General features: G+C 55.4%; 19 protein-coding genes. 14 read left to right on the top strand and 5 right to left on the bottom strand.

Features of this window, described 5'->3' with window-relative positions:
- Positions 1-21 precede the first annotated feature (21 nt).
- The 9 genes from BLW21_RS16810 (at position 22) to BLW21_RS16770 (ending at position 9,435) form a co-directional block, all read left to right on the top strand.
- Positions 22-729 carry a glycosyltransferase family 2 protein gene (locus tag BLW21_RS16810; protein WP_092742195.1) on the top strand — a complete coding sequence of 236 codons (708 nt, stop codon included), beginning with the start codon at positions 22-24 and terminating at the stop codon, positions 727-729.
- Between the two features lie 51 nt (positions 730-780).
- On the top strand, positions 781-2,118 hold the full coding sequence (locus tag BLW21_RS16805) for a UDP-glucose dehydrogenase family protein (RefSeq protein WP_092742192.1): 1,338 nt from the start codon (positions 781-783) through the stop codon (positions 2,116-2,118).
- Between the two features lie 53 nt (positions 2,119-2,171).
- A complete protein-coding gene (locus BLW21_RS16800; RefSeq protein ID WP_092742190.1) occupies positions 2,172-3,158 on the top strand; it encodes a UDP-glucuronic acid decarboxylase family protein in 987 nt (328 codons plus the stop codon).
- A gap of 170 nt (positions 3,159-3,328) precedes the next feature.
- Complete coding sequence (locus BLW21_RS16795) at positions 3,329-3,898, top strand: hypothetical protein (protein ID WP_092742187.1); 570 nt, start codon at positions 3,329-3,331, stop codon at positions 3,896-3,898.
- 385 nt (positions 3,899-4,283) lie between these two features.
- Positions 4,284-4,703: a sugar 3,4-ketoisomerase gene (locus BLW21_RS16790; RefSeq protein ID WP_092742184.1), complete on the top strand. Its 420-nt coding sequence runs from the start codon at positions 4,284-4,286 to the stop codon at positions 4,701-4,703.
- 77 nt (positions 4,704-4,780) lie between these two features.
- Positions 4,781-5,644 carry a GNAT family protein gene (locus tag BLW21_RS16785; protein ID WP_139255270.1) on the top strand — a complete coding sequence of 288 codons (864 nt, stop codon included), beginning with the start codon at positions 4,781-4,783 and terminating at the stop codon, positions 5,642-5,644.
- Positions 5,645-5,828: 184 nt separating this feature from the next.
- On the top strand, positions 5,829-6,944 hold the full coding sequence (locus BLW21_RS16780) for a DegT/DnrJ/EryC1/StrS family aminotransferase (protein WP_092742178.1): 1,116 nt from the start codon (positions 5,829-5,831) through the stop codon (positions 6,942-6,944).
- A gap of 42 nt (positions 6,945-6,986) precedes the next feature.
- On the top strand, positions 6,987-7,961 hold the full coding sequence (locus BLW21_RS16775) for a glycosyltransferase family 2 protein (protein WP_092742175.1): 975 nt from the start codon (positions 6,987-6,989) through the stop codon (positions 7,959-7,961).
- Positions 7,930-9,435: a DUF6056 family protein gene (locus BLW21_RS16770; protein ID WP_092742172.1), complete on the top strand. Its 1,506-nt coding sequence runs from the start codon at positions 7,930-7,932 to the stop codon at positions 9,433-9,435. The genes BLW21_RS16775 and BLW21_RS16770 overlap by 32 nt, the downstream gene beginning before the upstream one ends.
- A 108-nt stretch (positions 9,436-9,543) precedes the next feature.
- Here the strand turns inward: BLW21_RS16770 and BLW21_RS16765 are convergent, their stop codons facing one another.
- The 5 genes from BLW21_RS16765 to BLW21_RS16760 form a co-directional block, all read right to left on the bottom strand.
- On the bottom strand, positions 9,544-10,371 hold the full coding sequence (locus BLW21_RS16765) for an IS3 family transposase (RefSeq protein ID WP_175471021.1): 828 nt from the start codon (positions 10,369-10,371) through the stop codon (positions 9,544-9,546).
- 9 nt (positions 10,372-10,380) lie between these two features.
- Complete coding sequence (locus BLW21_RS21600; RefSeq protein ID WP_175471020.1) at positions 10,381-10,518, bottom strand: hypothetical protein; 138 nt, start codon at positions 10,516-10,518, stop codon at positions 10,381-10,383.
- 137 nt (positions 10,519-10,655) lie between these two features.
- The gene (locus tag BLW21_RS21260) at positions 10,656-10,814 is read right to left on the bottom strand and encodes a transposase (protein ID WP_139255268.1); all 159 of its coding nucleotides are present in this window, start codon (positions 10,812-10,814) and stop codon (positions 10,656-10,658) included.
- A 383-nt stretch (positions 10,815-11,197) separates the two neighbouring features.
- Positions 11,198-11,335: a hypothetical protein gene (locus BLW21_RS21595; protein ID WP_175471019.1), complete on the bottom strand. Its 138-nt coding sequence runs from the start codon at positions 11,333-11,335 to the stop codon at positions 11,198-11,200.
- Between the two features lie 162 nt (positions 11,336-11,497).
- Positions 11,498-11,764 (bottom strand): helix-turn-helix domain-containing protein, encoded by a 267-nt coding sequence (locus tag BLW21_RS16760; protein WP_092742166.1) that lies wholly within the window; start codon positions 11,762-11,764, stop codon positions 11,498-11,500.
- A 379-nt stretch (positions 11,765-12,143) separates the two neighbouring features.
- On the opposite strand from BLW21_RS16760, the gene BLW21_RS16755 reads away from it, so the two are divergent.
- The 5 genes from BLW21_RS16755 to BLW21_RS21755 all read left to right on the top strand — a co-directional run.
- Positions 12,144-13,913 (top strand): ABC transporter ATP-binding protein, encoded by a 1,770-nt coding sequence (locus BLW21_RS16755; protein ID WP_092742163.1) that lies wholly within the window; start codon positions 12,144-12,146, stop codon positions 13,911-13,913.
- A 55-nt stretch (positions 13,914-13,968) separates the two neighbouring features.
- Positions 13,969-15,048: a DegT/DnrJ/EryC1/StrS family aminotransferase gene (locus BLW21_RS16750; protein WP_092742160.1), complete on the top strand. Its 1,080-nt coding sequence runs from the start codon at positions 13,969-13,971 to the stop codon at positions 15,046-15,048.
- Between the two features lie 109 nt (positions 15,049-15,157).
- Positions 15,158-15,907, top strand: coding sequence for a WbqC family protein (locus BLW21_RS16745; RefSeq protein ID WP_217633885.1), 750 nt, complete (start codon positions 15,158-15,160; stop codon positions 15,905-15,907).
- Positions 15,908-16,049: 142 nt separating this feature from the next.
- Positions 16,050-16,916 (top strand): hypothetical protein, encoded by an 867-nt coding sequence (locus tag BLW21_RS16740; protein ID WP_092742154.1) that lies wholly within the window; start codon positions 16,050-16,052, stop codon positions 16,914-16,916.
- 262 nt (positions 16,917-17,178) lie between these two features.
- A partial coding sequence (locus BLW21_RS21755) for a GNAT family N-acetyltransferase (protein ID WP_217633884.1) occupies positions 17,179-17,461 on the top strand: 283 nt, incomplete at its 3' end.

Below are 17,461 nucleotides of genomic sequence, written 5' to 3'. Positions count from 1 at the left end.
ATCAGCTAACAGCTCAAAAAAATGCTTTCTATCATTATTCCGGCTTACAATGAGGGCGCAACCATAGCGCGGGTGCTGGACCAGATCCGGGCCGTGGAACTGGTGGGCGGTTTTGGTAAGGAAGTGATTGTGGTAGACGACTGCTCAGCCGACGATACGGCCACCGTCGTGCAGCGCTACGCAGCCGAGCATCCGGAACTGCCACTGAGCTACCATCGCCATACCGTTAATCAAGGCAAAGGTGCTGCACTGCACACGGGCATCCGAGCAGCCACCGGCGAATTCATCATTATTCAGGATGCCGATCTAGAGTACGACCCCCACGAATACAACGTATTGCTGGCCCCCATACTGCGCGGGGTAGCCGATGTGGTATACGGCTCGCGCTTTATCGGTGGCAAGCCCCACCGCATCCTGTTTTTCTGGCACAGCATCGGCAACAAGTGGCTTACTACGCTGTGCAACGCCTGCGCCAACCTCAACCTCACCGATATGGAAACCTGCTACAAGCTCTTCCGTCGCGAGTTGGTGCAGGGCCTGCAGCTGGAAGAAAAGCGCTTTGGTTTCGAACCGGAAGTAACCCTGAAAATGGCCCGCGTGCCCGGTGTACGCATCTACGAAGTGGGCATCAGCTACTACGGCCGCACCTACGCCGAGGGCAAGAAAATCGGCTGGCGCGACGGTTTTCGGGCCATTTACTGCATTGTAAAGTATGGCTTACTGCAATAGCGTAACTTTGCGCCCCTAGAAGAAAAATTTCGCTCAACCGAACGTTACTATATGAAAATTGCAGTTGTAGGCACTGGCTACGTGGGCCTGGTAACGGGTACTTGCTTTGCCGAAGTAGGCATCGAGGTTACGTGCATCGATATTGACCAGCGTAAAATCGACAACCTGCGTCAGGGTATTCTGCCCATCTATGAGCCGGGCTTGGAGGAAATGGTAACCCGTAACGTGGATGCGGGCCGGTTACACTTCAGCACCGATCTGGGGGCAGCCATCAAGGATTGCGACGTGGCCTTTATTGCGGTGGGCACCCCGCCCGGCGAAGATGGCTCGGCCGACCTGAAGTACGTGCTGGCCGTGGCTCGTGGTATTGGCGAGAACATGAACTCCTACGGCGTTATCGTAACCAAGAGCACCGTGCCGGTAGGTACGGCTGCAAAAGTACGCCACGAGATTGAGCAGGCGCTGGAAAAGCGTGGGGCCGACATTGAGTTCGATGTGGCCTCCAATCCGGAGTTTTTAAAAGAAGGTGCCGCCATCGACGACTTCCTCAAGCCCGACCGCATTGTGGTGGGCGTGGCCTCCGAGCGGGCCGAGGACGTAATGAGCCGCCTTTACAAGCCCTTCCTGCTCAATGGTCACCCGATTATCTTCATGGATATCCCGTCGGCCGAGATGACGAAATACGCCGCTAACTCAATGCTGGCCACCAAAATTTCGTTCATGAACGACATTGCCAACCTGTGCGAAATCATGGGGGCCGACGTGAACATGGTACGCCGCGGTATCGGCTCCGATGCCCGCATTGGTCCGAAGTTCATCTATCCCGGCATTGGTTACGGCGGCTCGTGCTTCCCCAAGGATGTGAAGGCGCTCATCAAAACAGCCCAGGAAAACGGCTACCAGATGCAGGTGTTGCAGGCCGTGGAGAGCGTGAACGAAGGCCAGAAGGAAGTGCTGTTCAACAAAGTGAAGAAACATTTCGGTGGGGAGCTGAAGGGCAAGAAAATGGCCGTCTGGGGCCTCTCGTTCAAGCCCAAGACCGACGATATGCGTGAGGCTCCCTCATTGGTCATCATCGAGAAGTTGCTGGCCGAAGGTTGCACGGTATCGGCCTACGACCCAGTGGCAGTAGCGGAGGCCAAGCATTCGCTCGGTGACCGGATTACCTATGCCGGCGACCAGATGGAAGCCCTGCTGGACGCCGACGCCCTGCTCATCGTAACGGAGTGGCCCGAGTTCCGGGTACCCAACTTCTCGGTAGTAAGCCGGCTGATGAAGCAGAAGGTTATCTTCGATGGCCGCAACATTTACGACAAGCAGGAGCTCGAGCAGGCTGGTTTTGCCTACCACTGCATCGGCGTCCGGACCGGCCACCAGGAGCCCGCCTAGATTTTCTGGCGGTATCCCTGTTGCTACCTGCTCTTACTTTACAACTTCTCTGTATGTCTGATAAAAAACGCGTATTAATCACTGGTGGGGCCGGTTTTCTGGGCTCTCACCTCTGCGACCGGTTCATGGCTGAAGGCTACCATGTCATTGCCATGGACAACCTCATTACCGGCGACCTGGCCAACATCGAGCACCTGTTCGGCAAAGAAGATTTTGAATTCCACCACGCCGATGTGAGCAAGTTCGTGTTCGTGCCCGGCAAGCTGGACTACATCCTGCACTTCGCCTCACCAGCCTCGCCCATCGACTACCTCAAAATTCCGATTCAAACGCTGAAAGTCGGCTCGCTGGGCACCCACAATCTGCTGGGTTTGGCCCGGGTAAAAGGCGCCCGCATGCTGATTGCGAGCACTTCCGAAGTGTACGGCGACCCCGAAATCCACCCGCAGGTGGAGGAGTACTTCGGCAACGTGAATCCGGTAGGTCCCCGCGGCTGCTACGACGAGGCTAAGCGCTTCCAGGAGGCTATTACCATGGCCTACCACAACCACCACGGTCTGGAAACCCGCATCGTGCGCATTTTCAACACCTATGGCCCGCGCATGCGCCTCAACGACGGCCGGGTGCTGCCCGCGTTCTTGAGCCAGGCGTTGCGCGGCGAAAACCTGACCGTATTCGGCGACGGCTCGCAGACCCGCTCGTTCTGCTATGTCGATGATCTGGTGGAAGGCATCTACCGGTTGCTGTTGAGCGACTACGCGCTGCCCGTCAACATTGGCAACCCCGACGAAATCAGCATCAAGGAGTTCGGCGAGGAAATTGCCAATCTGATGAATGTGGAGTTCCAGCCTACCTTCCAGGAGCTGCCCCAGAACGACCCCATGAAGCGCAAGCCCGACATTACGAAGGCCCGCGAAATCCTGGGCTGGGAGCCCAAGGTTGACCGGGCCGAGGGCCTGCGCCGCACGCTGGAGTATTTCAAGGAGCACGTGAATGAGGTAATGGCCGGTAAGGTCGATAACACGCCGCGGAGCTTCTAGGTAAGCTGAGCGAGTATCCCGGAGCCTGACTCCGGTCCATAGAACGGCTACTAACGGGCATGTTCAACGGACCGGAGCCCGGCTCCGGGGTACTCGTTTTCAGGGAGTTGCCAGCATGCTCGATTTCTTTGCAGAAGCGCTATCTTGAACCGTAATAAACGGCGGTGGCTATGGCACGGGTAAAGATGGAACTAGGTTCGGGTATTGCCGGCCTCAGCGGGCGCATTGGCAACCTGGTGTTTCGCATCGGTGCCGACGGCACCACCTACGCCCAGCAGGCCCCGAGCAGCAGGAAGCGGCCGGGCTCGGCCGCGCAGCAGCAGCACCGGAAGCGGTTTGGTGCGGCCGCCGCCTATGGCCGCACGCAACAGGCTAGTGCCGAAGGCCGGGCCTACTACCAGCCGTTCGTGGCGGCTGGCCGCTTTGCCAGCGTGTACCGGGTCGCCTTGGCCGATTACCTCAAGCCGCCGCAGTTGCGGGCAGTGGAAGCGGGTGGCTACCATGGCCAGGCAAAAGCACGCCTGCGCATTCAGGCCTGCAACCCCTGCGGCGTAGCAGCAGTTTGGGTGAGCGGACTCAATGCCACCGGGCAAGTATTGGAAGAGGGTTTGGCCGCGCCGGAGGAGGCCGACTGGTGGGTCTACCAAACAACGCACTCGCACCCGGCTGCCCGACAACTGCAGGTTGCGGCCCAGGACCGGCCGGGCAATACTGCAGAAATAGTCGTTGACCTGGAATAGTACCACTATTGAGGGCTGCAGAACTAAGATGAAATTTGCCTAAAAGCCTGTAGCGACCCTGTAGCCAGCATGAGCGCACCCTGGCGCTAAGGGGGGGGAGTCAGGAGGGAAATATACTATTGACCGGGGGCGACCGGCTAATTGCGACGAATTAAGAAGGGCCAGAAAAAAGCCGGCCGCGCCGCATTTTGAGAATGAAGCTGTTTAGAAAGTATGCCGCATTATATGCCGCATTAATTAAAACGTCATGCTTCGACAGGCGGACGCCAGATGGAGCATGACGGCCTTTTTGACTTTCTAAACAGCCTCAACGGCTTGCTGCCAATGAAGCACTATCTTTACCGGGCCCGGCCGTGGAGCCGGAAAATAATCTACCGCCGGCGCTATGGCTGAATTTTCCAATCCGCACCTGATTGAGTTTCCGAAGCTGGGAGAGCCGGGCATTGGCTACATCTCCGTTACCGAGCAGAGCCAGTTAGTACCATTTGCGGTGCAACGCATCTTCTGGACTTATTACACGCCCGAAAGCATCGTGCGGGGCCGCCACGCGCATCATCGCACCGAGCAGGTTCTCATTGCCGCCGCCGGCCGCATTACGGTAACCACCGAACTAGCCGACGGCACTATTGAGTTGTTCCGGCTCGAAGACCCACACGTGGGGCTATATGTGCCGCCGCAGGCCTGGCATACCATGCAGTATTCACACTCGGCGGTGCAGTTGGTATTCGCCTCAGTGCCGTACCAGGAGGCTGATTACATCCGGACGTACGAAGACTTCAAGCGAATATGGGCCCCACAGGCGTAGTTTCCGCCGAAGCCGGTTGGATAGAGGCCCGGGCTGATATGCTAATCCGGCATTCGCCTACTCACTTTCTGCGCCATTTGCCCCCAGAGCCTCAGCAAGAGCGCTATGGCACCGGCGCGGCGACTCGTTTCGGGCTTGGAGTGGGAGAGGAGGTGTTTACAGCTGCCGATGGCCGCAGCCAGTGGCTGGTACAACATCTGCCTTGGGACACAGCGTTTTTCGGTACCGACACCTATCGATTGTTTACGGGCCTATTCGGAAACGAAACCTCGCTGCCCGAACTGGCCCTGGCAGCTCAGGAGTTACACGTTAGGCTAGCCGCTCGCGGCCCGTACTATGCGTTTAGTGTGGTGCCAGCCGAAGACATTGCGTTGCTGCAGGCCCTAACGGCCGGCGGCTGGCGGCTTATAGAAACCCGCCTGAACTTTTACTGCCCGGTAGCCGAAGCCACATTACCTGCCCCCGCGCCCGTACGCCCGGCCCGACCAGAAGAGGCGGCCTATATTGGTTGTATTTCCGCCACGGCCCGCAACATATACGACCGGTTTCACGCTGACCCCTGGTTTGGTGAAGCCCGGGCCGATGCACTCCTGGCCCGTTATGCCGAAGCCGCTACCGAAGGTTCGTACGCCGATGTCGTGCTGGTGCCCGACGAGCCGGGGTTGCCCGTCGATTCGTTTCTGGCGATAGCCGATATGCCGGCCGAAGCTGAAGTACCGGGTAGTGGCTCCTCGCGGGTGCTGCTCACGGCCGTAGGCCCGGCTAACCGCGGCTGGCACCTACGGCTGGTGGCTGAAACCGTGCGCCGGGCTGCTACACTGGGAGTGCCTCAAGTGCTGATGACTACGCAGGCTACCAACGGAGCCGTGTTTCGTACCTGCGAGAAGCTAGGCTTCCGGCTGGGCAGTACGAGCCACGTGCTGGCTTGTAGCGGGAATTAGTAGCTTTGAATATTGCTGGGCAATGGTGGCCAATACTAATGCTCCATCAGGGTCTATTGCGCATTTGCTAATCGCAGACTGAGGTGCAACCTTGCCTGAATCAACCCCATGTCAGTGGCACGAATGCGAAGGATGTTTCGCCTTGTGAGGCCTACCATCACTATAAAAACAAGCTGTTTCTGAGATGCAAGTTCCGTTTCTTTCTTTCCAGCCGCAGCACGAGCCCGTGCGCGAAGAAATTATGGCTGCCGTGGGCCGCGTATACGATTCGTACTGGTATGTGCTGGGTGAGGAGGTGAAAAAGTTTGAACAGGCGTACAGTGAGTTCAACCAGGTAGCCCACACGGTGGGCGTAGCTAACGGCCTCGACGCGCTGGTGCTGGCACTGCGGGTGCTGGATATTGGCCCCGGCGACGAAGTAATTGTGCCCTCCAATACCTACATTGCTACCTGGCTGGCTGTCACGCAAGTGGGCGCAACGCCGGTGCCCGTGGAGCCCAACCCTGTCACCAGCAACCTCGACCCGGCCCGCATTGGCGCTGCTCTCACGCCCCGCACCCGAGCCATCATGCCGGTGCACCTCTACGGGCAGGCCTGCGAGATGGGAACGATAATGGCGCTGGCTACGGAGCATAATCTGCACGTGGTGGAAGATAATGCCCAGTCGCAGGGCGCTGCCTTCGATGGGCAGCTCACCGGCAGCTTCGGCGCGGTGAGCGGTACGAGTTTCTACCCCGGCAAAAACCTGGGGGCCCTGGGCGACGCCGGGGCCGTGACCACCAATGACGCTGCCCTCGACCAGAAAGTGCGGGTGCTGCGTAACTACGGCTCGCAGCAGAAATACTACAACGAAGTGGTAGGCTACAACTCGCGCCTCGACGAGCTGCAAGCGGCCGTGCTGGACGTGAAGCTGCGTCATCTGCCCGAGTGGACGCGCCAGCGCCAGCAGGTAGCCGCCTGGTACGACCAGCACCTGGCCGACATCCCCGACCTGCGCTTGCCGGTGGTGGCCGCCGGAGCCACCCACGTCTACCACCTCTACGTGGTGCACACCCCGGAGCGGGAGTCATTGCAGCGGCACCTCACGGCTCAGGGCATTGGTACGATGATCCATTATCCCGTGCCGCCGCACCGCCAGCAAGCCTACGCCACCCTACAGCTGCCGGCGGGCAGCTTCCCCATTGCCGAGGAGCTGGCGGCGAGCTGCCTGAGCCTGCCCATGTATCCCGGCATGAGCGAGGAGCAGGTAGGTACTGTGGCAGCAGGCATCCGGAGCTTTTTTGCAGCGAGTAGCTTGTAATTTAGCATCTCACTACTCCTTACCGATTACCCGACACTGAAAATGCCTAAGCTATCTATTATCGTTCCGTGCTATTATAACGAGGATAATATTCCGGTAACAGTGGGCGAGTTGGTGGCTAATGAAGCCAACTTCCCACCGGAGGTGAAGTTTGAGTACGTGTTCGTAAATGATGGCTCGGGTGATGATACACTCGGGGCCCTGCAGCGGGCCCAGGCGCGGTATCCTGGCCGGGTGCGCATCGTGGATCTGGCCGGCAACGTGGGTTCCTACAACGCCATCGTGGCCGGCATGGCCCAGGCTACTGGCGACTGTATGGTCATCATCACGGCCGATATGCAGGACCCGCCCGTGCTGATGGTGCAGATGTACGCCTACTGGCAGCAAGGCTTCAAACTCATCATCGGTAACCGCCAGGACCGCGAAGAAACCGGTTTGCAGCAGTTCTTCGCCCGCGCCTTCCACGTGCTGATGAAAAAAATCGCGCTGCCCAATATTCCGGATGGGGGCTTTGATTTCGTGTTTTTCGACCGTCAGGTAGCCGAGCATATTACCGGTATGCAGGAGCGCAATAGCAACCTGTTCTACCTGATGGTCTGGCTGGGCTATCCTTACGTGAACATCCCGTACGTGCGCCGCAAGCGCGAAATCGGCAAGTCGCGCTGGACACTTAAGAAGAAAGCCAAGCTGTTCATTGATTCCATTCTGGCCTTTTCCTTCTTTCCTATCCGGGCCATCTCGGTGATGGGCCTGGTGCTGGGGCTGGCGGCCTTTTCTTACGGCCTGTATATTATTGGCCTGCGGCTGTTCGGCAGCGAGGAGCCGGAGGGCTGGTCGGCGTTGATGGTGGTGCTTTTATTTGTGTCGGCTTTCCAGATGACGGCTCTGGGCATCATCGGTGAGTACGTCTGGCGTGGCCTTGATGCCGCCCGGCAGCGGCCGCTGTACGTGGTGAAAGAGGTGTATCCTTCGATAACTCGTGACGATGAAGCTGGGCAGGGATATGGAAACAGTTAAGGCATTTTTCATACAAGGGTTAAAGTCGGTCGGTCGGCAGCTTGTACAATTAAGTAGCAAGCCCGCGACAGAATGGCTGATGCTCTTTGTGTGTCTGCTTCCTTTCGTGCTTATCAGTGTCTTCAACCACCCGACCGACGATGACTTTCTAGACGCGGTGCTGGCTCGCCAGCAGGGCTTTTGGAAAAGTATGGGGTTCTATTACCAGCACTGGACAGGCCGTTACACCAGTTCTTTTCTGTACGGCTTGGTCTACAAATCTGCTACGCTGGATTCTTGGTTGCTGGCCCTGCGCCTAGCCCCGGTAATACTATTGATCAGCCTGACAGGGGCGGGATATTTCGCTATCGGCGGGCTAGGTCTTCCTATATCAGCATCTATGAAATGGCGTTTTGCTCTGTATGGAGTGCTGCTGTACCTCTGTGGTATCCCACTTGTGGCTTCCGCGCTTTATTGGTTTAATGGAGCTGCCGTATATACTTCGGGCCTGATATTAGGCTTGCTGCTGGCTGGTCTGATTGGCCGGTGTATTCACGCGACAAGCTCAGCCGATCGAGTAATCTGGGGGATTTTGGCCGCCATCAACGGAGCCCTGCTGGTGGGTACCAACGAACTGATGATCGTGGTGACCTTAATCGTGGTGACCGTCTGGTTGCTGGGTACGACCGGCCCTAAAAAGCATTGGCCCCTTGTAGTGCTTATTGCCGCTAGTATTGGAGCAATAATCACAGTTGCCGCCCCGGGTAATTTTGCGCGGGCTGATACAGTGCTTCGGACTATGCCCTTATGGTATCAGATAGGAAGGACAGGGGCCAAGAGTATCTACTTGACTATTTCTCATATAGCAGATTGGGGAAGTAATGGCCTATTGTTGTCAGCCACGGTTCTGTTTGTTTGGTGGGTACGTCCTCGGTACCCGTCTGCTTATACGGGTAAGTGGCTCCGTGGCGCTGCCGTCGGGGGGATGGTGATGGTGATAATGGCAATGCCTACGCTTTGGATAACCAATGATGTGCCTGCCCGGGTATGGAACGTAGTGTATTTGCTTTTTTTGCTGTGCTGGTTCGCAGGTGTGCTCGCGGCTATCAGCAGGCGGCCGCTGCCGGCAAGCTGGCGAGTAACAGGCCGTAATGGCCGCCGCCTAAGGGTTTTATGGTTGGTTCTGATAGTGTTAGGGTATAATAATGCAGTGCATAGTGCGTATATAGATGTAGCTTTTAAGGCCCAGCGATACAACCGGGCACAGGATCAGCGCTATGCGTTACTACAACAGCTTCAGCGTATGGGCCGACACGACGTGGAAGTGCAGGCTCTCTTGCCTCATGAGTACCAGTACCCGGGCACCATTTTTCTACATGAATTAGAGCTTTTCCCCAACGACATTGCCAACGAGGGCATGGCTGCTTATTTTGGCCTCGATAGTGTGCGTATAAAGTCCTTACCAGCGCGTATCAGACGGCATATGCGGGAGTAAGCTCTATATCTTTAAAATTCCAGCCAGTCATTTAGGTGGCTTATTGCTTCTTCTGTCGCTTTAACAATGCGCTATTTGCTCCGCAGCCCAGCCTGTCTAGCATCCACTTCAATTGTCTCTTGTATTAAAACGCAGAAACACATGTTTACGTCTCTTCATCAGCGTCACCAGCCCGGTTCGTTCAATTAGGTGGTCTAGGTAAGCCGGACACAATTGGGACATGGTTTGAAGTTGCGTTTCGAAGTGGTTGGGCGATTGGTAATTGAGGGCGGAATGCCGGCGTTCGGCGTTATAGTAGGCGATGTGAGGGCTGATTTCGAGCTTGGCATCGGCCAGCCCAGGAAAGCTGCCGCCGTCGAGCAGTTCCGCTTTGAAGCGACTCCAAAACGATTCGGCGTGGGCGTTGTCGTAGCAGTTGCCGCGCCGGCTCATGCTTTGCAGGGTGCCCTGTTGCGCAATCAAGTCTTTGAAGTGAGTAGCTGTGTACTGGCTGCCTTGGTCGGAGTGGACGATGAGACCGGCCGGCGGCTGCCGCACGGCCAGGGCACGGCGCAGTACCTCACTAACTAGGTCTTCGGGCATGGTCTCGCGCACGTCCCAGCCGACGATTTTGCGCGAGCAGCGGTCCAGCCAGACGGCCAGGTAGAGCCAGCCGCCGCCCTGGCGGGGAAGGTAGGTGATGTCGCCCACCCACACCCGGTTCGGAGCAATGGGGGCCGGCTGGCCCAGCAAGCGGTTAGGCGCGGCGCGCACGGCCGGGCCCGACTCGGTGGTGCGGGCCGCCGCGAACGAGTGCGGCTGCTGGGCCCGTAGGACGTGGGCCTTGAGCACGCGGCGGATACGCCAGCGGCCTACGCAGTGGCCCTGGGCCTGCACTTCGGCGTGCAGCTGGCAGGTGCCGTAGCGCTGGCTGTGATGGACAAATGCCGCGCGCACGGCCACTTGCTAGGCCGGCTCGACGGGCGACCGTTGCCGGCGGCGTTGCCAGGCGTAGTAGGCGGCCGGGGCCACGCGCAGCACCTGACAGAGCTGGCTCACGGGCACCTGGTCGGCCCGCTGGGCAATGTAATCGTAGGTGCTCACGGAGTCGGCTGGCCGAAGATGACCAAGCCTTTTTTAACTATCGAGCTCCTGCGCCAGCCACTCATTCGCGGCGCGCAGGGCGCGCACCCCGGGTCGCGGGCCACTTCCACACTGCCCACCTCGGCCACTACCTGGGCTTACTGCCAGCAGTAGAGCAGCTTGGGGCTGATGCTCAGTTGCCGGGCCGCCGCTTGGGTACTGCGGCTCCCGCCGGCCAGACGCAAGGCCTCGGCCTTAAACGCTTCGCCGTATTTACGCCATTTTTCGGGCGACGTCCCGCTAGATTTTACTGCCATAACAGAAGAAATATACGTCCTTCTTCTGTCCACCTTGCCTAGACCACCTGACTCTCGGCTTCGACCAGTAGCTTGTCGCAGTCGGCCGCGGTGGTCAGTGCACTTACGGTGTAAGCCATGGGGAAAGAGGCGGAAGATGAATCATATCCCCTGAACGGCACCGATTTAGCCGTTATTGTTGCGCTTACTTCCGGAAGCCAATTATTTATTCGGCAGCAGTTTAGCGGTTGCTAGAATAGCCACGTAGTAGGGTGCGGGGCTTGTCCCCGCTCGCCGCTGCAACGGACTGTTTAGGGACTTGAGCGCCCACTTAATGGCTGCGTTCAATGGCGGGCGGCGGCGGTGAGCCCCGCACCCTACTACGTTTTCGCAAACCTTCGCGACTAGTATAACCCCACCAGCATTCCTTCCAGCGCAACGCACTCCGCCGCCAGCAGCCGGATGCGCAGTTCCAGCAGCTGCCGCTCCGCCGTGGCCTCGGGTTGCAGCGCATCGCCGGCGACGGTAGCCCATTCCCGCAACAGCTGTCTTCGCCGCGTCGCGGCCGCTCCGACACCAGGTGCCAGCATCGGCTCCCAAGCAGCAGCCAGCCCCCGCCAGCGTTGCGCCAGTTCCACCTGGTTTTCCCGCTGAACCAGCCGCGCTTGCCGGTTGACCAGCTGCCAGCGGCATTCCGCCAGCCGTCATAGCAAGGGTTTTGCCGCCGGTGGGGCAAAGGCCAGCCCGTCGGTGGCAGCTGGCACCGTGGCCGAGCTTGGCGGCGGCAGCCGCGCCGCCAACTCGCGTAGTAGCCGGCCGGTTTTGGCTCCCAACTGCCGTCGCCCCGGCTCCACGCGCGCCACCTGCCCCCGCGAAACGTTCAGGTATGCTACAAGCTGCTCCTGTGATAAGCCCAGGTACTCGCGTACGGCGGCGGCTAAGGTAGCGGAGGGAATGGCTTTCTGTGGCATTGTGCCGTGCAAACGAGCCGACGGCTTTTTGTAGCATTCCGGAATGAAAATTTTTTGAATGCTACAAAAAGCAGGCTTGTTGAGTTGGTTGGTCTATCCTTACTGCTTTTTTAAGAGGAAGGATAGAATGACTGCTCAGTATTGTGATAAATAGACTTTTGAGGGGTTGTGAGTGAGAGCAAGCGTAATGCTAAACCTCAAATTGTTCTTTGTCACCGTAGTGCCAATGAGGTAAAGGAGCAATCAAGTAAACGGTGTTGTCTATGTACGGCTTACTCCCGCTTGACACCATAGTCAGTAGCGATTACTGTAATGTCTAGTATCTTTGCACTTACGCTCAGCTTCACTGGCTGGCATTTCCCGCGTGAAATCGAATAGTATGAGTTCTGGAGTTATCCGCCGTTCGTTAGACAGTATCCGCTACTACCTGACCAAACCCCAGAAAAGGAAGACAGTCTGGCTCACGTTGCTGACCCTTTTTGCTTCGTTTATTGATGTGGTTGGCCTAGCTTCATTGGTGCCCGTGATGATAGTGGCTGCGGAGCCGGGAGCAATAGGTAAGAGTAAGTATTTCGGGCCTATATACCGAGGCCTGGGATTCGAATCGGAACCACGTTTTTTGCTTTCCCTCATGGGAGCATTGCTCATCTTTTTCCTTGTCAAAAATTTGTTTTCTGTCTGGGTGAATTACGTACAAGTGCGTTTTACTACCGAAGTGGCCGTCAGTATAGTCAAAACGCAGCTTAATAAATACCTGCATTTACCCTTTTGGCATTTTAACGACTCTGGCTCAGCTAGCTTAATTAATGGTGCCCTTAACGTACCACAAGTCTACGTGAATGGAGTAATGCGCCCACTACTGGTCTTTTTATCGGAATCAGTAATCGTTTTGGTCATTCTTTTCGGAATTCTATTTTATAAACCTTTACTACTAGGATTGCTGATTTTGGTAATGGCTCCCACGGCCTTGCTCACTTACCGATTACTTCGCTCGCGCGCTCAACAGATTGGAGACCGGGTTAACCAGTTGCGTCCAATTTCCTATAGCATTATAGGTGACTTGTTTACCGGATTTGCGGAACTCAAGCTCGCCGGCAAGCAACAGCGCTTCCGCGACCGATTGGTTGACAATCAAACGGAAGTAATGGAGCTAGAGGCACAAGGTTACGTGTATTCTTTGCTTCCCGTCCGGATAATTGAGATGGTAGCTATTATCGGGGTACTTACTATCTTTCTCTACGCCGTTTTCATCCCGAGTTCATCGGGCAACCTGATAGCACTAGTAGGGCTATTTGCGGCCGCCGCTTACCGGTTGATGCCCTCAATAAACCGGATGCTAACCTCGCTGGTGCAAATCAAGCAGAGCCAGTTCACGATTGAAAACCTGGCAGCGTACCGGGAAGATAAATACAAAGAGGAGCCACACCCGGAGCAGTTACCGCTGGCGTTCACCCAAAATATTGTGTTCAACCAGCTGGCTTTTACCTTCCCCGGCGAAGCTAGGCCGACACTTCAGGACATAAGCTTAACGATCAAAAAAGGCGAAAAGATTGGTTTTGTAGGTAGCTCCGGCTCCGGTAAGACCACGCTTATGAATATACTGCTCCGTTTCTACACCGAACAAGAGGGCAATATTCTGATTGACGGGCAACCGCTAACTCCGAAAAACCTAAGTGGTTGGCATCGTCTTATCGGTTACGTAAAGCAGGATACTTTTTTGATGGAGGCATCTATCGCGGATAACATTTCTTTAGGCGACACTGAAGTGGACGCAGAAAGGATGCGGTATGCCATTGAGCAGGCTTCGCTGGCTGGTTTTGTCAACAGTTTGCCCAACGGCTTGGCTACCCATATTGGCGAACGGGGTTCCAAACTCTCAGGAGGGCAACGCCAGCGAGTTGGTATTGCCCGCGCTCTGTATAAACGAACCGAAGTGCTGGTGCTGGATGAAGCCACCAGCGCGCTCGATTCGGAGACAGAACGGGAGGTGAGTGAAGCAATCCGCAAACTCGCCACTACCGATATGACCATTCTCATCATCGCGCACCGTATCACTACGCTACGCGAATGCGATAGAATTTACGAACTAAGCGAAGGGAAGATAGTGGCCCAGCACACGTACGAGAACTTGTTGCAGAAAGCGATTTGAATCAGTACGAAGCGCCCTGAGTTACCGAATCATACAAGCCTTGTCTTCAACTAATATGACCATCAACGTCACGAAAGCCTACTTGCCACCATTGGCAGAATACTCCGCTTATCTGGAAGGAATCTGGGAGCGGGGCTGGTTGACCAACAATGGCCCGCTAGTGCAGCAACTGGAAATGGAGTTGAGCAACCACCTCGATGGAAGCTTAGTGCAGTTTACGGGTAACGGCACCGTTGCTCTACAGGTAGCCATAAAAGCCTTGGACCTGAGTGGGGAAATAATTACGACTCCCTTCTCCTACGTTGCAACTACCACCGCTATTCTGTGGGAAAACTGTACACCTATATTTGTCGATATAGAGGACCACATGTTCTGTATAGATGCTGAAAAAATAGAGGCTGCCATTACGCCTCGCACCACCGGCATCTTGGCAACCCACGTGTACGGCTATCCTTGCGACGTACTGGCCATTGAGGAAATTGCCCGGCGGCACAATCTGAAAGTGATTTACGACGGAGCGCATGCCTTTGGTGTACGGGTACATGGCCGCTCCCTGCTTAGCTACGGTGATTTAAGCACCTGTAGCTTTCACGCCACTAAGCTCTTCCATACGGTTGAGGGTGGGGCCATCGTCATGAACGACGCGGAGCTCGCCCGTAAAGTCGGACTCTACAAGTCGTTCGGCCACGTAGGCGACGAATATTTCACGCTTGGCATCAACGGTAAAAATTCGGAGTTTCATGCTGCAATGGGCCTCTGCAATCTGCCCCGCATTCCTGAGTTCATTGCAGCTCGCCGAGAGTTATCGGCTGCTTACAAGAGTGGCTTGAGCGGTATCACCCTCCAATTTCCAGAGTCAACAGATGAAAGTCTGGAATACAATCATGCGTATTTCCCAGTAATCTTCGAAAGTGAGGAGCAGATGTTTCGGGTGAAAGATGGGCTAGCCTCAAACGAGATAAACACCCGACGTTACTTTTTTCCTTCCCTGAATAAGTTGCCGTACCATATCGGAGCTGACTGTCCCATATCGGAGGATATTTCCCAACGGGTTCTGTGTTTGCCTTTTTATCAGCAACTTGCCCATGAGGATGTGCGGCGCATCTGCCAGTTGATACGCGAACTACTGGCTTAATAGCAGCAGCAATGTTGCAAGCTTAACTTAGGCCCGCAACAGGTCCACCTCTAGCACGCAGCTGCCGCCTATCATAGTAGCACTCTGGCCTGCTCTCCCTTACTCTAACATGTCCTCTCCTCTGACTATCGCAGCTACAGCCTCGTCCGCTCGTACTCTTGCCATCATGCAGCCCTACCTTTTTCCGTACCTGGGCTACTTTCAGTTGATGGTTGCGGCAGATCGTTTCGTGATTTACGACGATGTGCAGTATATTAAGGGTGGTTGGATAAACCGAAACCGACTACTCGTGAATGGGCAGCCTCTGCTGTTTACCATTCCTCTCGACGCGCCCAGTCCTAACCGTAACATCTGTGCTATTGAACTGAGTGATAAAGGTCCATGGCGCGCCAAGTTGCTCCAGACCATTGCCCAAAGCTACCGTCGTGCCCCCCAGTTTGAGCCGGTATATGCCCTTATCGAACGGGTTTTCACAGCTCAGGAAGCCCGGACAATCACCGATCTGGTGCGTGTGAGCTTTACGGAACTCATTGCTTACCTCTGCCTGTCGGTCGAACTGGTACCTACTTCGACTCATTATGGTAATCAGCACCTGCGCGCGCAGGAGCGGGTACTTGACATCTGCCGCATGGAGGGTGCTACGGAATACGTGAATGCCCAGGGTGGCCGGGAGTTGTATGACCATGATACTTTTGCTGCCCATGAATTAGGGCTGAATTTTCTGCAACCCGAGCTTCGGCCATATAAGCAATTGGGTAAAGGTGCGTTCGTGCCCGGCCTCTCCATGATCGACGTGCTGATGAATAATTCGGTGGCCCAAACCAATGAGTTACTGCACTCTTATCAACTTTTGAAGTAACCTGCTACCCCGCATGACTAGCCCGGTATCTGTTTCTCCTATTGGAGGCTTCTTTGAGTTAGAGCTTCCTGCTGGCCCGGCTCGCCCTCATGCCCGGGCATGGGCTGCTCTGGCCAGTGGCCGGGCCTGCCTAGCCGTGCTATTGGAGGAACTGCACCCAACCCAAGTGTGGCTGCCCTTTTATATCTGCGACTCGGTGCTACATGCGCTGGCGGCGGCTGGAGTTGCTTATCAGTTTTATGCGCTGACAGAAGAGCTGGAGCTTGCGCAGCTGCCAGAGTTAGCGCCGGACGAATGCCTGCTTTATGTCAACTACTTCGGTTTGAAGGGGAGCTACGCCGAAACGCTGGTCCACCGCTACGGAGCACAATTGCTCCTTGATTTAACACAGGCATTTTTTGAGCAACCGGCTTCCGGAGTCTGGGGCTTCAACTCGGCCCGCAAGTTTTTTGGGGTTCCCGACGGTGCCTTCCTTTACGCTCCGGCCCAGCGCCCCCCGTTAGTAGTGCCCCCAAATCGGGCGATTAGCCTGACGCATCTAGTAGAGCGAAAGATGGGACGGCAGACGGCTGCTTATCAGGCCTACAGCCAGTACGAAGAAGATTTGAGCTATGCGCCCAGTGGCATTTCCGACGTTAGCCATAGCATGCTTTCCTGGCTGAACTATGAGAAAATCGCCCGACAGCGGCAGGCTAATTTTCGCCAATATCAGTTGCTACTGGCTCCCCTGCTTCATAGTGGTGTAGCCTACGAATGGCTACCGCTACAAGATGGCAGCGTACCGTTTTGCTACCCGTTGCGCCTAGCCCAGCCAATGCCAAACCGTCAGCCATTGTTTGAACAGTGTATCTTTGTGCCTTGGCTGTGGCCCGAAATGCGCCAACGTCCGGGCAATTTTGCCTTGGAAAAGTCGTTTGTGGATGGAGCACTAGCCCTGCCTCTCGACCACCGCTACGGTCCGACTGACATCAGACGGGTAGCCAAAGCCTTAGTTGCCATGTTGGCTTGAACGTCCTACTACTCAGCTTTAAAAATTTGAGCCAATCATATTTAAGAATATAGTTTAAACAAATGTGGTTTTTAATGTTTTAGATCGAAAAATTTTAATACAATGAAATGATAGCTTGTAAATGTATTATAATTAAAATAGTAAGATAATTTTGAAAGCGCATAGGCCCTAAGAAAATATAAATACTCTTGAAGTTTCTGTAACGAAGATAGATAACGGTCATATATTTTCTGTTCTCTCACTGTCAATTTGCCCCAATCTCATGGAATTTCGAATAGACTTCAGACCCTTTCGATTAGAGGACGCCCAGTTTATAAATGACCTGCGCCAACTCGAAAATATGGAAAGTATGTTGGTAGGTAATAAAAGGCCAGTGGCCTTTGAACGCGATGTAAAATGGGTGCAGGACGTGATGATGAACGATTCTCAAACATCTATATACTTTGCTATAATTGAGAGCGGCAAAGATGAGATTGTAGGTTACACATCTATCTCAGAGATTGACTATCGAAACGGTACTTGCTTTTGGAGTGGTATTAAGCTCG

The sequence above is a fragment of the Hymenobacter psychrophilus genome (assembly GCF_900107135.1).
GTDB classification, from domain to species: Bacteria; Bacteroidota; Bacteroidia; order Cytophagales; family Hymenobacteraceae; genus Hymenobacter; species Hymenobacter psychrophilus.
Note: the sequence above shows the minus strand (reverse complement) of the source record. Positions and strands in the feature narration are given on the sequence as shown.

Excerpts from the sequence above, each read along its gene's own strand:
- BLW21_RS16810 (WP_092742195.1), top strand. The coding sequence starts at position 22 with ATGCTTTCTATCATTATTCCGGCTTACAATGAGGGCGCAACCATAGCG.
- BLW21_RS16805 (WP_092742192.1), top strand. The coding sequence starts at position 781 with ATGAAAATTGCAGTTGTAGGCACTGGCTACGTGGGCCTGGTAACGGGT.
- BLW21_RS16800 (WP_092742190.1), top strand. The coding sequence starts at position 2,172 with ATGTCTGATAAAAAACGCGTATTAATCACTGGTGGGGCCGGTTTTCTG.
- BLW21_RS16795 (WP_092742187.1), top strand. The coding sequence starts at position 3,329 with ATGGCACGGGTAAAGATGGAACTAGGTTCGGGTATTGCCGGCCTCAGC.
- BLW21_RS16790 (WP_092742184.1), top strand. The coding sequence starts at position 4,284 with ATGGCTGAATTTTCCAATCCGCACCTGATTGAGTTTCCGAAGCTGGGA.
- BLW21_RS16780 (WP_092742178.1), top strand. The coding sequence starts at position 5,829 with ATGCAAGTTCCGTTTCTTTCTTTCCAGCCGCAGCACGAGCCCGTGCGC.
- BLW21_RS16775 (WP_092742175.1), top strand. The coding sequence starts at position 6,987 with ATGCCTAAGCTATCTATTATCGTTCCGTGCTATTATAACGAGGATAAT.
- BLW21_RS16770 (WP_092742172.1), top strand. The coding sequence starts at position 7,930 with ATGAAGCTGGGCAGGGATATGGAAACAGTTAAGGCATTTTTCATACAA.
- BLW21_RS21260 (WP_139255268.1), bottom strand. The coding sequence starts at position 10,814 with ATGGCAGTAAAATCTAGCGGGACGTCGCCCGAAAAATGGCGTAAATAC.
- BLW21_RS16760 (WP_092742166.1), bottom strand. The coding sequence starts at position 11,764 with ATGCCACAGAAAGCCATTCCCTCCGCTACCTTAGCCGCCGCCGTACGC.
- BLW21_RS16755 (WP_092742163.1), top strand. The coding sequence starts at position 12,144 with ATGAGTTCTGGAGTTATCCGCCGTTCGTTAGACAGTATCCGCTACTAC.
- BLW21_RS16750 (WP_092742160.1), top strand. The coding sequence starts at position 13,969 with ATGACCATCAACGTCACGAAAGCCTACTTGCCACCATTGGCAGAATAC.
- BLW21_RS16745 (WP_217633885.1), top strand. The coding sequence starts at position 15,158 with ATGTCCTCTCCTCTGACTATCGCAGCTACAGCCTCGTCCGCTCGTACT.